We start from the raw sequence: 14,481 nt of genomic DNA, 5'->3' as shown, positions 1-14,481 counted from the left end.
GATTCGTGCGGTCATCCTAGGGAGAGTTTTTTAGTTTTGCGGTTTTATTTCAGTACAGAGGGGAGCCAGGTGCTAAGCTGTGGTACCAAACAAAGCAGGATGATTTCCAGAACCATGATGATGGCAAAGGGAATCGAACCGACTATAATCTGCTGCAGCCGGCTGTCGGGGCTGATTCCTTTTATAACGAAAAGGTTCATGCCAATGGGCGGGGTAATCAAAGCCAGCTCCATGTTAATCAGCATGACAACGTTGAACCAGATGAGGTCAAAGCCAAGCTGTTTGACAATGGGAAAGAGCATGGGCAGCGTAATGAGGATGATGGATACGGTCTCCAAGACACAGCCAAGCAATAGCAGAACGATGTTGATGCCGAGGAAGATTAGCCAGCGGTTGATATCGCTTTCCGTTACCAGGGAAATCAAGGTCTGTGGTGTTTGTAGAGCCGTCAGAATGAACCCGAATAACATGGCACCAATCATGATGGCAAAAATCATGGAAGTCGTCTTGACAGTTTCGGTGAAGATGGCGGGCAGGTCTTTTAGCGAAACGGTGCGATAAATGAAAAAAGTAATAAAAAGACTGTAAAGCGTGCCAATCGCGGCAGCTTCGGTTGGTGTGAATAAGCCGGTGTAGATGCCGCCGACAACGATGACAGGCAGCATGAGGCCCCAGAAATTCTTACTGAGGACATGCAGGCGTTCGGACCAGCTGGCTGGCTGCTGGCGTTTCATATGGCGGCAGCGGAAGACCAGATAGAGGATAAACAGCAGCGTCAGCAGTGCACCTGGAACGATACCCGAGAGAAAAAGTTTTCCGACGGACTCACCGGTAATGGAACCGAAAAGAATCATAGGGATGCTCGGCGGGAGCAGGATTCCAAGCGTACCGCCAGCAGCGACAGCACCCAAGACGGTTGTGCGCTCATATCCCCGCTTTAGCATTTCGGGAATAGCCATGGCGCCAATCGTAACAGCCGTGGCGACACTGGAGCCGGAAATGGCAGCAAAGATGGCACAAGCGAAAATGGTAGCGACGCCAAGCCCGCCGGGAAGATGTCCGAGCCATTTATTGCCAAGTTCAAAAAGGCCATTGCCGACTTTACCCTGCAGCAGGATATGGCTCATGAGGATATAGAGAGGGACGGCAACCAGCACAAAATCGTCCAAGGTTTTATAGGCAATGACCGGAATCTGCGTGAAAGCAGCAGGTCCGCCGAGAAATAGCAGCATACCGAGAATACCGGCAAAAATCAAGGTAAAGGCAACGGGCATGCCCGCAAAAAGCAACAGGAGGATGAAAATACTGTAGAATAAGGCCATGGTCATTGTGCCTCCTTATCGCTTTTGCCAGTGTTATTTAATGGCGTGGGCATATCCGGCAGGCAGAGCAGATCAAAGAGAAAACGGCGGATGATTTCTCCGAGCAGCAGGGCCGAACCGAGTACGAGAGCAAACTGTGGAATGTAGAGCGGGAAGCGAAGAATCGACGGAGATAGTTTGTGGTAAACAAACGATGCTGTGACCTGGTCCATGCTCTCGGTCATAAAGATAAGAAAGGTGAAGATGGCGAGCAGGTTTAAACAAAGGTTGACGTTTCGGCTATTTCTTTTCGACAATTTGCTGGCGAACAGATCAACCTGGATGTGTGCCTTTTGGCGGAAGGTAATGGCGAGTCCGAGAAATCCGGCTGTGATGATGAAATAGGTAGATATTTCGAGTACCCATTCCGTAGGGGAGTGAAAGAGGCCGCGCATGATTACTTCGTAGACAATGATAAATGCCGTAGCGAGAATGAAAATACCGGCGAGAATAGCGGCGGCTTTGCTGAGTTTTTCAAGAAAATGGTCAAGGGCTAAGAGGAATTGCTTCATAGTTTGTCTCCTTTTTTAATTGTTGGCAGCAAGGCATTGGTTGACGAGCTGCTGCCCGAGGTCACCGGTGTTGCGGATGAAGTTTTCTCGGACGGACATCGTGGCTTCCTGCCAAAGCGGAATATCTTCAGGAGGAATCGTATAGACATCCATACCGTGTTCCTGTAAGAGCTTCATGGCTTTTAAATCTTCTTCTTTTGTTTGCTGGTGGATTTCTTCGCGTGTTTCTTCGGCACATTCCTCGAGAAGTTGTTTTTGTTCCTCGGACAGCTGTTCCCAGGCGGTATTGTTCATCGCCAGGACGAATTCACAAAAGGCGTGATTGGTCATCGTAAGGTATTTGCCGACTTCATAGATTTTTCGCTGATACATGGCCGTGGTGCCCGAGGTCTGTCCGTCAATCGTGCCGCGCTGCATTGCCATGTAGACTTCGCCAGAACTCATGGTGACAGGCGATGCGCTGAGGGCTTTGATGGTTTCAGCGGGAATCTGTCCATAGCCGCGCAGCTGAAGCCCTTGAAAGTCTTCCGGCTTTTTGAGCTGGCGGGAATTGTTGCAGAACTGTACATAGCCGTAATCAACCCAGATAAGAGGGTGGACACCTTTCCGTTCCATTTCGGTAGTCAGTGTGTGTCCGAGACTCCCGTTCATAGCTTTGCCGACGGCTTCGTAGCTGTTGAGCAGGAAGGGAACGTCCAGCACGTTCAGCGAGGGGACAACGGTGGTCCACATGGCGGTGGAATTTAGTCCCATATCCAAACCGCCGGACATGATCGCGTCATTCATACTTTTATCGGTATAAAGCTGTCCGGCAGGATAGGTGGTAATCTTGATGGTTCCCTGTGAACGTTCGTTTACCCGCTGGGCAAATCGTTCCATTCCTTGGGAAAGATAGTGATTGGCTGGCAGATGATAAGCCAGTTTTAACTCAACGCATCCGCTCTGCGCCTGCTGATGTTCCCGGGCCATTTTACCGAGTCCGCATCCGCTGAGTGTCAACGAGAAGATGCAGAGCAGAATGAGGATAAAGGGAGTTGGGATTGACTTTTGCGTCATAAAATGCGCCTCCTGCGTATAAAGGTAATAAAATAATACTATACAACAATAATAGAAGTGTAAAGTTGTAAAGCAACATTGTTATACAGTGTATACCAATTGAAGGGGAAATGCAACAGGAAAAGAAAGATTCTGACAGCGGCAGGAAATTTCTCATTGAGGGCGAATAGCTTCTGATAGTGATTGAATAGGAGGGGATCTTGTGAATCTGAATTGGAATGCCAAAGATTACGGTAATGGATTTTCCTTTGTACACGAATATGGCGAGGATGTCATGAGCTTGATTACTGCGCCCAAGGGGAGCCAGGTGGTTGACCTTGGTTGTGGCAATGGTGCTTTAACGGCCAAGCTGGCTCAGGCCGGGTTCAAGGTGCTGGGAATTGACGCGTCAGCCGCAATGCTTGAAGAAGCGAGGAAAAATCATCCGGAGTTATCCTTTAAGGAAGCTGATGCGTTATCTTTCCATTTGGAAGAGCCTGCCGATGTAATCTTTTCCAATGCAGTATTTCACTGGATTGATGAAGACAAGCAGTATCTGATGCTGCGCAATATCGCCGCGAATCTTCGTACGGGAGGCCAGTTGGTAACCGAATTTGGCGGTATTGGCTGCGGGGCAAAGGTACATGGGATGCTGGCAAAGAAATTTGCAGAATATGGCTATAGTTACCAGCCTATTCAATTTTTTCCCAGCATTGGCGAGTATACTCCGCTGGTCGATCAGGCTGGTTTGCGCGTGGACTACGCAATCCTGTTTGACCGACCAACGCCGCAGCCGGAGGGGCGCAGTGTTGCCGACTGGATACGCATGTTTATCCAACAACCCTTTGACGGGATGGCGGAGGAAATGAAGGCGCGCATTATCCGTGAAACGGAGGAAGCACTAGCGCCAGAACTCTGCCAGGATGGAATCTGGACGATAGATTACGTCCGTATTCGTCTGCGGGCTGTGAAAATAGAAAACTGATTTAGGTATGAAAAAATGGGGCTGCGCATGAGTGAAAAAACACTTATGCATAGCCCGGTCGCTTTTCTAAAAAATTTACACACTTATCAGGATTTGTCCCTTCTGCAGTATAGGAGAAGGACTTTAGCAAATACCAGCGAATAAGGAGTAATAGTGACAGAAGATAAAAGTAAAATAGGAGTGAAATGAGAGGGGAAATATGAGTGATATTATAATGATATTGGAAGGTATATTACTGCTTGTAACAATGGTGGCATTATTCGCTATACCAGTGTTGGCGTTGGTAGCCATAATAGTTCCTCAACGCTTTAGATTCAATAAGACACGTAAGCAGGTTTGTGCGTTATTGTTAGGGGCATGGGGGCTAAATATACTTTTGATTTGGGGTGTTACAGCATTTGGCCAAACGGACATTGGTAAGTCTATCCACGAAAGACAACAGCAGGAACAAGCAGAAAGAAAAGAGCAGGAAAAGCAAAAAGAAGAAGGGCGAAAGATAGATAACGAGATTAGGGAAAAAGAGGCACGACTAGCGCAATACGAAGCAGAGTACAAGGCAAAGCACATAATGACATTGGACAAATATAATCGTATTGAAATGGGGATGACCCCAAAACAAGTACATGAAATTGTTGGCAGTCTTGGAGAAGTAATGTCGCAAAGTAACGTTGGAGGATATGAAACAGTTATTCTAAAATTCGATGGTAATGGTTCTTTAGGTTCAAATGCAAATATAACCATACAAAATGATCGGGTTGTTGGAAAGGCGCAAGTGGGGTTAAAATAAGAAAAAAAGCAAAAGCCTGTTTTTTCTAGTGCACCCAATTCGTACCTATAATGATGAATGGGATTTTATTAAGAAGTTCCAGTTATTAACGAGGAAAGACATCGATAAGTGCAGGCTTGCTGTTGGGATGCGCGAAAATGACATTAATCGTTAAGAACATAAAATTATGAAAAAAGCATATAAAAACGAAAAAAGCGTGATCGACTGGTGAAAGTCAATCACGCTTTTCTTTTGCAGTGTATCTATGGAGTCGCCCAAGTTTTTTAGAAAAACTTGGACAGGAGTTTGCATGGTGGAGATGAGGAGAATCGAACTCCTGTCCGAAAATACTGTTGCATAGACTTCTCCGAGCGCAGTTTGTGGTTAGATTTAAGAAATCGGCCATCCACAAACAAACGGCTTCATTCCGATCTCGATAAGATTTCCCGTCAGCACCTCCGAGAATTGGCACTGAGGTATCCCGCTGTTAGCCCCTTATCCGTCTTCGCGGGAGAAAAACAGACAGGGGTTAGCCTTAAGCGGCTAAAGCGTAATCTTCGTTAGCTTTTATATTTAAATAAAAGTTTTCACCTTACTAACGGGTTGATGACCCCCCGGCTCGCTATCCATGGAACATATATCCCCGTCGAGACCATTACATCCCCACGATGAAATCTGCCCATTCAAGCAGTATTTGGTTGTGTTCATATATTATAGTAATAATAAGTGATAATGTCAAGAAAAAAGAGATTAGGAACCGCAAGTTTCGCTAGACAAGATGTGGGAAAAAGGCATATAATGGAGGACGGGAAAAATAGCGGCGCTATCTTTCCCCTACTACGAAAAGAAAGGCTGGTGAGGAAAATGGATGATCACCCTGGTACGGCAGACCCTAAACGATGCAAGTTAAATACCGATGGGGAACGTGTGCCATTTTCCTGCCGGCTGTTTGTATAATTCCGGCAGAAGGATAATGCTCCCTTCCTCATGAAGAAAGGAGACATTTCGCCATGCTTCAGATTTATAAATCCATGGAGAGTGGCCCTTTGCAGGAGCTCACCTTGAAGACGCTGGAAAAAGGTGCCTGGATCAATATTGTTGACCCGACGCCCTATGAGCTGAAGGTAGTCAGCAATCTGACCGAGGTAGATTCGGATTTTTTGCGCTCTGCACTAGATGATGAAGAGCGCTCTCATACGGATATCGAAGACGATTCGGTCATGGTTTTGACCAATGTCGCAATTTGCCGCGGACAGGACAGCTACGATGTCTTGCCGTTGGCTATCATTGTCACCGAGGAATATATCATTACTGTATGTCTCGAGGAAACGCCGGTTATGGCTGAATTCAACGAGCGTACCGCGAAATTGTTCCGCACGTATAAAAAGACCAGATTCCTATTCCAGATCCTCTATAAGTCCATGACGTTTTATCTGCGTTATTTGCGCCAGATTAGCAAGCTTTCCGATGAAATCGAGGAACAGCTTCGTCATGATATGAAAAATAGCGAAATCCTGCGCTTGTTGGAGCTGCAGAAGGGCTTGACCTATTTTAATGCTGCTATCCGTTCCAATGGTGCGGTGCTTGATAAACTGATGCGCATGCGCAACAATCCGCAGCTTACGCCAATCCTCAAGGCCTATGATGAGGATGAAGACCTGCTGGAGGATGTTATTATCGAGAATAAGCAGGCCAAGGAAATGGTGGAGATGTACAGCAAGATTTTGGCCCGCATGGCGGATACCTTTACCTCCATTATCGCCAATAACCAGAACTTGGTCATGAAATTCCTGGCAGCCATGACGATTATCATCGCTATTCCGACGGTCGTGTCCAGTTTCTTTGGTATGAACGTACCGGTTCCCTTTGCCGATGATGGTCACGGCTTCTTCTATGTTATGATTATTGCCTTTGGCATCAGTGTTTCTGGTGCGTATGCTTTGTGGAAAAAAGATATGTTTTGAGAGGGAACTTCTTATGATGGTCGAGTCGAAACTGAAAGCCGGCGTCATCTTTGGCGATGCGGTGAATCAGGAATATGTTTATATGCCCGGCAGTGAGGTCGGGATGGCCCAGCCAATCTGTGTTTATGAGTCGGAAAGTGGGCGCGAGGATGTGACGATGCGCGAAGCGTTGCGCCTGGTGACGGTTCGCAGCCTCCGGCCTATCAAACATCCGATTCTAGGTGATAGTTCCTGCTGAATTTTATCATGAAAAAAACTTCCCAATTGGGAAGTTTTTTTGTTGCGATTATTTTTTTAGGGTAACCGTATCAACGTGTTCGCCGCTGACGGTATAGTCACGTATGGTCAGCTGGCTGTTGTTTGCGTCAAGTACGAGATAATTCTCTGGAGTGGGTTGATAGATAGCACTGCGGTCGTAGGTTTCATCAGCGGGAACATGATATTGTTCGTTGCCGGACGGACCACTCATGATATATACTGGCCCTTGTTCGGCAGGCTTCAGGTTTTTGATATGGCCCCGGTTGCGATAGGTATGCATATGACCGGTCAACACCAGGTCGATGTGCAATTCATCGAAGGCCTTCATGAAAGCATGGCCGACATCGCTGATTCCTCCAGCTTGCTTGGTGCCCTGCTGATATTCATCGTAGGCGAGGATATCTTTGTGCATGAGTACCACCTGCCACGTTTTTTTATGACTGCGCACATCGTGTTTGAGCCAGTCCAGCTGCTCTTGCAATAGGCCTGGTGCGAAGTAATTCAGTTCCAGCATCTGGGTATTCAGTACAATGAAGTGGACTGGGCCGTAATCATAAGAATAGTAGTATCCCTGATAGCGGCTGCTGCCATTTGGGGGCAGGGTAAAGGAGTCAAGGTAGCGCTGCGGACGGCAGAATTTCCAATCAAGACTGTAGCATTCGTGATTTCCCATTACCGGCACAAAGAGATGTTTCTCAGGTATATCACCCATGGCCGTGAAGAAGCTATCCCAATGCCAGTTTAATTGGCCGTTATCCGTAAGGTCGCCAATATCCGTAAAGAAGTGAGCATCGGGATGACGCTGCCAAGCGTTGGTAAGGGTGCGCGTCCACACGGAGTAATCCTGGCCGCATTGGGAATCACAGAATATCAGTGCGGAAAAAGCTGCAACGGTGGCAGGGGCGGTGGTAAAGTGATGCCAACCCGTGGCCTGGCTTCCGGAAAGGATGCGGTATTCGTAATCAGCTGCTGGTGTAAGTCCCGTGAGTTTGGCCGTATAAAAGTAATTGGTAGCATTGTCCTCTGTGAGGATTTTGCAGCTGATAGCTTGTGTCTTTACGGGAATATAGGTGCTGCGGTATTCCAGATAGCATTCCGGCAGTTCTTCGGTAGTTTGCCACATAATGGTGCGGCTTTTTGCTGGATCGGCGGTAATGATTTGCCGGAGATATTTGATGGGGAGCGAGGTTTCGGCAGCAGCGGCAAGTGATGGGGCAAAATTGTCGAGCCTGAGAATTAAGAGCAGTTGTCCGCATCGCTTTAAAAATTTTCTTCGTGTGAGTTCCATGAGGCAAAGCCTCCTTTCTTATATTTCCTTGGCGGCTTTTTTCGCAGCGTTCCGTTCATACCACCAGGCACCAGCAATCAGCAGGATGGCAAAGATAATGACAACGACGAGGCGGGTAGGGTCTTCCTGATGGGTGATGGTATCGTGCCCGATGATGGCTTCGATTCCTGTGGAGGGGAATTTGCCAACAAAGGAAGCGATGACATAGTCGCGGAAACTCATGGCGGAAAGTGCGCCCAGCGCATTGAGCATGACCGATGGGAAATAAGGGACCATGCGGGCAATCAGCATAACGACGAAGCCGCGGCTGCCGCTGTATTTGTCGATATTTGACAGGGTTTTATTCTTGCTGATGATTTTTTCGGCAGCATCGCGGAAGAAAAAGCGCATCAGGACAAAACTGAATGCGACGCCAACTGTTTCGGCGATGACCGAAAGGACAATTCCCCAGGCAATGCCAAAAATCAAGGTGTTGGCAGTAGAAAAGATGATGGCTGGCGGGAAGCCAAGGGCATTGACGAAAAGCGTCAAGAGGAAGCTGAATACTACCGCCCAAGAACCAAACGAGGCGATATAGCTGGCGGTTTCCTGTATGTCTCCGCGCGCCAAAAGGCCAAACATGTGTGGTAAAAAAGCGGGGTTGATAAGATGGATGATGGCAAAAAGCAGGAAAATAGCAACTGCAGCACCTGCTTTTACCATGCCCATCGAAAATCTGGTTTTCAAAAAAATACCTCCTGTTGCTATGTTTAAGTTCTATTATAGCATTAAAAGCGCGATTGTGAGCTGAAAATAAGCAGGGGAAACTGTTATTTTCAGGCTGGGTGTGATAGAATAAAATTGTTATATAATGGGAAAGGTGAAAGTTCATGACATTTCATGGGGAAAAGCAACAGGATAAATGGCGGGATTTTGCCGCCGGTATTATCATGGGTATTTCGATGCTGCCGGTCTTTGTCTTGGTTCCGCTTATGCTTCGTGAGGTGGGAATGGACTTTGCTGGAGCCTATACTGCTGCCATATTAGCTGCTCTTTTGGGGACGTTAGTCATGGGGCTGGTGCACGTACCCTTGGCAGTTATGCCATCAGTGGCGGTGAGCAGCTATCTGGTATATCTGACAGGTATATCCCAAGGGCTTTCCTGGCAGCAGTTATTAGGGGCAGGTTTTGTTGCCTCGGCAGTGGGATTGCTTTTGTCCTGTCTCCCTGTTAGCAGGTATTGCCGAGAGGCTGTTCCGCCTGTTATATGCCGTTTGATTCCCGGTGGGATTGGCGTCATGCTGATTACCATGGGGCTGATACAGTCCCGCATCCTTATTCGTTCGCCATGGAATGTTTCGATGTTAGGTAATTTTCAGGATCCTATGGCATACTTAGGTCTCATGGGAATTTTGCTCACCTTGGTTATGATGGCCATGCAGTTCCGTGGGGCTTTGCTGTTAGGTTTTGTGGTCACAGCGGTTGTTTCCTTTGCAGAAGGATTTTGGGGATTTCCCGATGCACCTTTTATGCTTCCCGAGGGATTAGATAAAGTTGCCTGGCAGTTAAATCTGCTGCCGGGAAATGATTCGGAAGCGGCTAAACAGGCAGTGGCGGTCCTCACCTTGTTGGTGGTATGGGGCAGCATGAATTGGTCTGGTTTGCAGATCCTTCCCAGTGAATCGCAGAAGAAGGCAAAATCCTTGGCGGCGATATTCGCGGTGGGGGGCGTGTCTTCTTTGGGAGGCAGTATTCCCGTGTCCCTGTCGCCGTTATCGGCAGTGGGCAGCAGCTGTGGCGGCCGTGGCCTTTTGACTGTTTTAGGAACGTCACTGCTACTAGCAGCCGCATTGTTTTGTGAGCCGGTGCTTCGTTCGTTGGCGGATTTTCCGGTGATGGTAGTTCCTGTCTTAGTGGGAGCAGGATTTATGCTGATTCAGCGGATGGTAAGCGGATTTTGCCATAATCCTGTCGAATGGAGACTGCCAGAGTTGGCAGCAGCTGTCAGTCTGCTGTTGGTTATGCCATTGTCAGGCAATATGGCCGCTGGCTTGGGCTGTGCAGTGATTGGCTATTGCCTGTTGCGTGGGGCAGCTGGCGAGGGGAAAAAGATTCCTCTGGCTTCATGGATATTGGCAGCGCTGTTTATCCTTTATTTTGTTTATGCAGCTTTATGAGCTTCATATAATGTAGAGAAGATAGTAAGAAGATTAAGGAGTGTACATTTCGTGAATTTTAATCGTTATCCGAAAATGATTGTTGCCGGGACGTTGGCCGGGGCCTTGGTTTTGTCCACCGCATCCTTTGGTGAGGCGCGTCATTCGAGCAGAACGGACCAGACAATGGTAACGACAACGCGTTCGGTTAATACGGGAAATAGCCGCAATGTGTCCCGTAATGCGCAGCAGCAGGCGTTCCAGGAGCGCATTGATGCCATTTTGAAAGCGCATAAAAACGGTGCAGAGGACGTAAACACATCTTCTGTCAGCGTGCCGACGACAGTTTCAGAATACGATGATTCCATTATTGGCACGCCGATGGCTAGCCAGCAGCAGTGTGTCGATTATTTGCTCAGCGTTAATCCGACCCCGAATATTTCGGTAACGCCGCAGGAGCTGGTATCCTACTATTATGAAGAAGGGGCCCGGGAGGGAATTCGCCCGGACGTGGCTTTTGCCCAGGCGTTGAAGGAGACGGGCTTCTTCCGCTATGGCGGTACGGTAACGCCGGACCAGAACAATTATTGTGGGCTTGGCACTACTAGCAGCCAGGTAAAGGGCGCTTATTTTGATTCGGCCCGGATGGGGGTGCGCGCGCAGATTCAGCACTTGCTGGCCTATGCTTCCACCCGCCAGCCATCGTCAACGGTGGTAGACCCGCGCTATTCACTGGTCCGCTCTTCCTATGGCTCCACTACCCTGGGCCATTGGGAAGATCTTAATGGCCGTTGGGCAGTACCAGGATACAGCTATGGTCAGAGCATCATGAGCATGTTCCGGGCAATGCTGATGAAGTAAATAATGATATAAACAAGTATATATACCAAGAAGGGAACTAAAGACGAAATGATTACAACCAACAATGTGAGCCTCCAGTTTGGCAAGCGCGTCCTGTACAAGGATGTCAACCTCAAATTTACGCCGGGAAATTGCTATGGTATTATCGGTGCAAATGGCGCTGGTAAATCGACTTTTTTGAAACTGCTGTCCGGTGAAATTGAGCCGACCGGTGGTCATATCGAGATTACGCCGGGGGAGCGTCTTTCGGTTCTGCAGCAGGATCATTATGCCTTTGATGAGTATCAAGTCCTGCGCACGGTTATCATGGGCAACAAGCGCCTCGTCCAGATTATGGATGAGAAGGATGCCCTTTATGCAAAACCAGATTTCAGTGAAGAAGACGGTATGAAGGCTTCGGAGCTTGAGGCAGAGTTTGCAGAACTCAACGGCTGGGATGCTGAATCCGAGGCGGCACGCCTTCTCAATGGCCTCGGTATTCCGGATGCTGAGCACGAGATGATGATGTCGGAGCTTACGGCTAAGGAGAAGGTTCGCGTTCTTCTGGCCCAGGCGCTTTTTGGCAATCCGGACATCCTCTTGCTGGACGAGCCGACTAACCATCTTGATGTTGAATCCATCAACTGGTTGGAAAACTTCCTGGCTGGTTTTGAAAACACGGTTATCGTCGTATCCCATGACCGTCACTTCCTCAATCAGGTCTGCACCCATATCTGTGATGTTGACTTTGGCGAAATCAAACTCTATACCGGTAACTACGATTTCTGGTATCAGTCCAGCCAGCTGGCTCTGCAGCTGCAGAAAGAGCAGAACAAGAAGGCTGAGGAGAAAATCAAGGAACTGCAGGCCTTCATTGCCCGCTTTGCAGCTAATGCAGCCAAATCCAAGCAGGCAACGAGCCGCAAGAAGCTGTTGGATAAAATTCAGGTTGAAGATATCAAGCCGTCTTCCCGCCGCTATCCGTATATTGCCTTTTCTCCAGACCGTGAGGCTGGTGATCAGCTGCTGCAGGTAGATGGCCTTTGTAAGACGGTTGATGGCGAGCAGGTATTAAAGAATGTCAGCTTTACGTTGAAAAAAGGCGACAAGGTTGCCTTCGTTGGCCCGAATACCATTGGCAAGACGATGCTGTTCAAGATTCTCATGGGTGAAGAAGAGCCGGATGCTGGTACGTTTAAATGGGGCGTTACCACGACGCGGGCTTATCTGCCAGCAGATAACAGCAAGTATTTTGACGGGGTTGACCTGAGCCTGGTGGACTGGCTCCGCCAGTATTCCAAGGACCCGGATGAGACTTTCGTTCGCGGCTTCTTGGGACGTATGTTGTTTTCCGGTGAGGAAAGCCTTAAAAAGGCGTCCGTTCTCTCCGGTGGTGAGCGCGTACGCTGCATGCTTTCCCGCATGATGCTTTCGGGGGCTAATGTTCTGATTTTGGATGAACCTACCAACCATCTTGACCTGGAGTCGATTACGGCCCTCAATAATGGTATGATTGCATTCAATCACACGGCACTCTTTACGTCCCATGACCATGAGTTCGTTCAGACCATTGCCAACCGTATTATTGAAATCACGCCAGACGGTGTTGTAGACCGTGTTTCGACTTATGATGACTATCTTTCCAACGAGACGGTTAAGCAGCAGTTGGCAGAAAAGTATAAGAAATAATCACGGATTTATTCTTGAAGGAGTCTGGCACTATGCTTGGAGATTTCTTTCAAAATAAAATAGAAGATGCTGGAGCTACTGCCAGGCTGCGGGGCATGGTGGGTGTTTTGCGCAAACGAGATGTCGTTCGTGGTATGACGCCAATCAAGCTTCGTTTGGTATTGGAAGATTTGGGCCCGACCTTCGTAAAGTTAGGACAGGTCATGAGCATGCGTCCGGATTTTTTACCCCCGGAGTATTGCGATGAACTGATGAAACTGCAATCGTCGGCCAAGCCGCTGCCCTTTTCTGTTATCCTAGGGGTAATCGAACAGGAATACAGCCGGCGCTGGAACAAAGTCTTTTCCTATATCGATGAAGAAGCATTGGGGTCGGCCAGCATTGCGCAGGTTCATCGGGCGATTTTGACTACGGGAGAAAAAGTTGTCGTCAAGGTTCAACGGCCTGGTATCTACGATATCATGAATCAGGATATCGTCCTGCTAAAACGGGCGGCAACGCTGTTAAAGATTGTGAGCCATTCGCAGGATGTGGTTGACTTCAATATGGTGTTAGATGAGATGTGGACCATTGCCAAGCAGGAAATGGACTTTCTCATGGAAGCTGACCATATTGAAGAATTTCAGCACTTGAATCGTGATGTGGAGTATATAACCTGTCCGCACGTTTATCGGCAGCTGTCGACCCAGCATATTCTGGTGATGGAGTCGGTGGAGGGAATTCGCATCGATGACTTTGAACAGCTCAAAAGCCGTGGCTACGACATTGACCAATTGGGACATCGGTTGGGGGAGAACTACGTCAAGCAGATTATTGAAGACGGTTTTTTTCATGCTGACCCGCATCCGGGAAATATCTGGATACGAAATGGCCGGATTGTCTGGTTGGATTTGGGCATGGTCGGACGTCTTTCCGGTAGAGACCGGGCGGCTATCCGAAAAGCGGTATTTGCTTTGACAAGTCACGATACCTTTGAGATGAAGGCGGCGGTTCTTTCCTTAGGTGTGGTTCGAGGGAAAATCAATCACACAGCCCTTTATCAGGACCTTGATGCAATGCTATCTCAATATGGTTCCTTGGATTTCAGTGATTTGCAGATGGGGGTATTGACCCGTCAAATCATGAATCTCATGCGGGTTCACCATATTGGCTGCCCCCAGGGGCTGTCGATGTTTGCCCGCGGTGTGTTAACCGTAGAGGGCGTTATGCGGATGTGCTGCCCGAAAGTCAGTTTTGTGGAAATTTTTGCCAAAAGTCTGGCTTTGGATTATAAGAAGCACTTCCACTGGCGGGATGAGCTGGATAAGGCGAAAAGGGAGGGATTTCTCCTGCTTCGCAAGTCGGCTCAGCTTCCAGAACAGATTTCGGATATTTTGAAGATGACCATGAGTGGTCAGACGAAAGTAAATCTGGATCTTACAGGCTCAGAAGAGCCCTTGCGCAAAGTTGACCAGATGATTAATAAACTTATTTTAGCCCTGCTGGTAGCCGCGTTGCTTTTAGGGTCCAGTACGATTTGCACAACGCAGATGACTCCCAAAATCATGGAGATTCCACTGCTTGGTTTTGTAGGATATTTGATAGCGTTTATACTCAGTATGCGTATAATATGGGAAATTCATAAAGGCCGTTAAGGAGGAGAAATACC

13 protein-coding genes and 1 other RNA gene are annotated in these 14,481 nt (G+C 48.1%); 8 read left to right on the top strand and 6 right to left on the bottom strand.

Annotated features, from left to right (window positions below):
* Positions 1–44: 44 nt before the first annotated feature.
* From BLQ36_RS00890 to BLQ36_RS00880, 3 genes are read right to left on the bottom strand one after another with little or no spacing between them, the layout of a single operon-like run.
* Positions 45–1,322, bottom strand: coding sequence for a TRAP transporter large permease (locus tag BLQ36_RS00890; protein ID WP_074513541.1), 1,278 nt, complete (start codon positions 1,320–1,322; stop codon positions 45–47).
* A gap of 2 nt (positions 1,323–1,324) precedes the next feature.
* Positions 1,325–1,873 carry a TRAP transporter small permease subunit gene (locus BLQ36_RS00885; protein WP_074513540.1) on the bottom strand — a complete coding sequence of 183 codons (549 nt, stop codon included), beginning with the start codon at positions 1,871–1,873 and terminating at the stop codon, positions 1,325–1,327.
* A gap of 15 nt (positions 1,874–1,888) precedes the next feature.
* Positions 1,889–2,929, bottom strand: a complete 1,041-nt coding sequence (locus BLQ36_RS00880) for a DctP family TRAP transporter solute-binding subunit (protein WP_074513539.1) — start codon at positions 2,927–2,929, stop codon at positions 1,889–1,891.
* A 202-nt stretch (positions 2,930–3,131) separates the two neighbouring features.
* Between BLQ36_RS00880 and BLQ36_RS00875 the strand changes: the two genes are divergently transcribed.
* Together BLQ36_RS00875 and BLQ36_RS13195 are read left to right on the top strand one after the other, a co-directional pair.
* Positions 3,132–3,893, top strand: a complete 762-nt coding sequence (locus BLQ36_RS00875) for a class I SAM-dependent methyltransferase (RefSeq protein ID WP_074513538.1) — start codon at positions 3,132–3,134, stop codon at positions 3,891–3,893.
* A gap of 199 nt (positions 3,894–4,092) precedes the next feature.
* Positions 4,093–4,680, top strand: coding sequence for a hypothetical protein (locus tag BLQ36_RS13195; RefSeq protein ID WP_081342167.1), 588 nt, complete (start codon positions 4,093–4,095; stop codon positions 4,678–4,680).
* A gap of 290 nt (positions 4,681–4,970) precedes the next feature.
* On the opposite strand, the gene ssrA is transcribed toward BLQ36_RS13195, so the two are convergent.
* Positions 4,971–5,324, bottom strand: a transfer-messenger RNA (tmRNA) gene (gene ssrA / locus BLQ36_RS00865).
* Between the two features lie 345 nt (positions 5,325–5,669).
* Between ssrA and BLQ36_RS00860 the strand changes: the two genes are divergently transcribed.
* Together BLQ36_RS00860 and BLQ36_RS00855 are read left to right on the top strand one after the other, a co-directional pair.
* Entirely contained in the window at positions 5,670–6,623 is a 954-nt protein-coding gene (locus tag BLQ36_RS00860) for a magnesium transporter CorA family protein (protein ID WP_074513537.1), read from the top strand.
* Positions 6,624–6,636: 13 nt separating this feature from the next.
* The gene (locus tag BLQ36_RS00855; RefSeq protein WP_074513536.1) at positions 6,637–6,861 is read left to right on the top strand and encodes a hypothetical protein; all 225 of its coding nucleotides are present in this window, start codon (positions 6,637–6,639) and stop codon (positions 6,859–6,861) included.
* A gap of 48 nt (positions 6,862–6,909) precedes the next feature.
* Here the strand turns inward: BLQ36_RS00855 and BLQ36_RS00850 are convergent, their stop codons facing one another.
* On the bottom strand, positions 6,910–8,169 hold the full coding sequence (locus BLQ36_RS00850; protein ID WP_074513535.1) for a purple acid phosphatase family protein: 1,260 nt from the start codon (positions 8,167–8,169) through the stop codon (positions 6,910–6,912).
* Positions 8,170–8,187: 18 nt separating this feature from the next.
* Positions 8,188–8,877: a TVP38/TMEM64 family protein gene (locus tag BLQ36_RS00845; RefSeq protein ID WP_074513670.1), complete on the bottom strand. Its 690-nt coding sequence runs from the start codon at positions 8,875–8,877 to the stop codon at positions 8,188–8,190.
* 161 nt (positions 8,878–9,038) lie between these two features.
* Between BLQ36_RS00845 and BLQ36_RS00840 the strand changes: the two genes are divergently transcribed.
* The 4 genes from BLQ36_RS00840 to BLQ36_RS00825 all read left to right on the top strand — a co-directional run bounded on the left by BLQ36_RS00840 (position 9,039) and on the right by BLQ36_RS00825 (position 14,467).
* On the top strand, positions 9,039–10,325 hold the full coding sequence (locus tag BLQ36_RS00840) for an NCS2 family permease (RefSeq protein ID WP_074513534.1): 1,287 nt from the start codon (positions 9,039–9,041) through the stop codon (positions 10,323–10,325).
* A 75-nt stretch (positions 10,326–10,400) separates the two neighbouring features.
* Positions 10,401–11,165, top strand: coding sequence for a glucosaminidase domain-containing protein (locus BLQ36_RS00835; protein WP_074513669.1), 765 nt, complete (start codon positions 10,401–10,403; stop codon positions 11,163–11,165).
* 48 nt (positions 11,166–11,213) lie between these two features.
* Complete coding sequence (locus BLQ36_RS00830; protein ID WP_033169674.1) at positions 11,214–12,833, top strand: ABC-F family ATP-binding cassette domain-containing protein; 1,620 nt, start codon at positions 11,214–11,216, stop codon at positions 12,831–12,833.
* Between the two features lie 32 nt (positions 12,834–12,865).
* The gene (locus BLQ36_RS00825; RefSeq protein ID WP_074513533.1) at positions 12,866–14,467 is read left to right on the top strand and encodes an ABC1 kinase family protein; all 1,602 of its coding nucleotides are present in this window, start codon (positions 12,866–12,868) and stop codon (positions 14,465–14,467) included.
* Positions 14,468–14,481: the final 14 nt, after the last annotated feature.

Source organism: Selenomonas sp. WCT3 (genome assembly GCA_900100835.1).
Lineage (GTDB): Bacteria > Bacillota > Negativicutes > Selenomonadales > Selenomonadaceae > Selenomonas_A > Selenomonas_A ruminantium_E.
The sequence above is the reverse complement of the archived record's forward strand: the minus strand, read 5'-3'. Positions and strand labels throughout refer to the sequence as shown.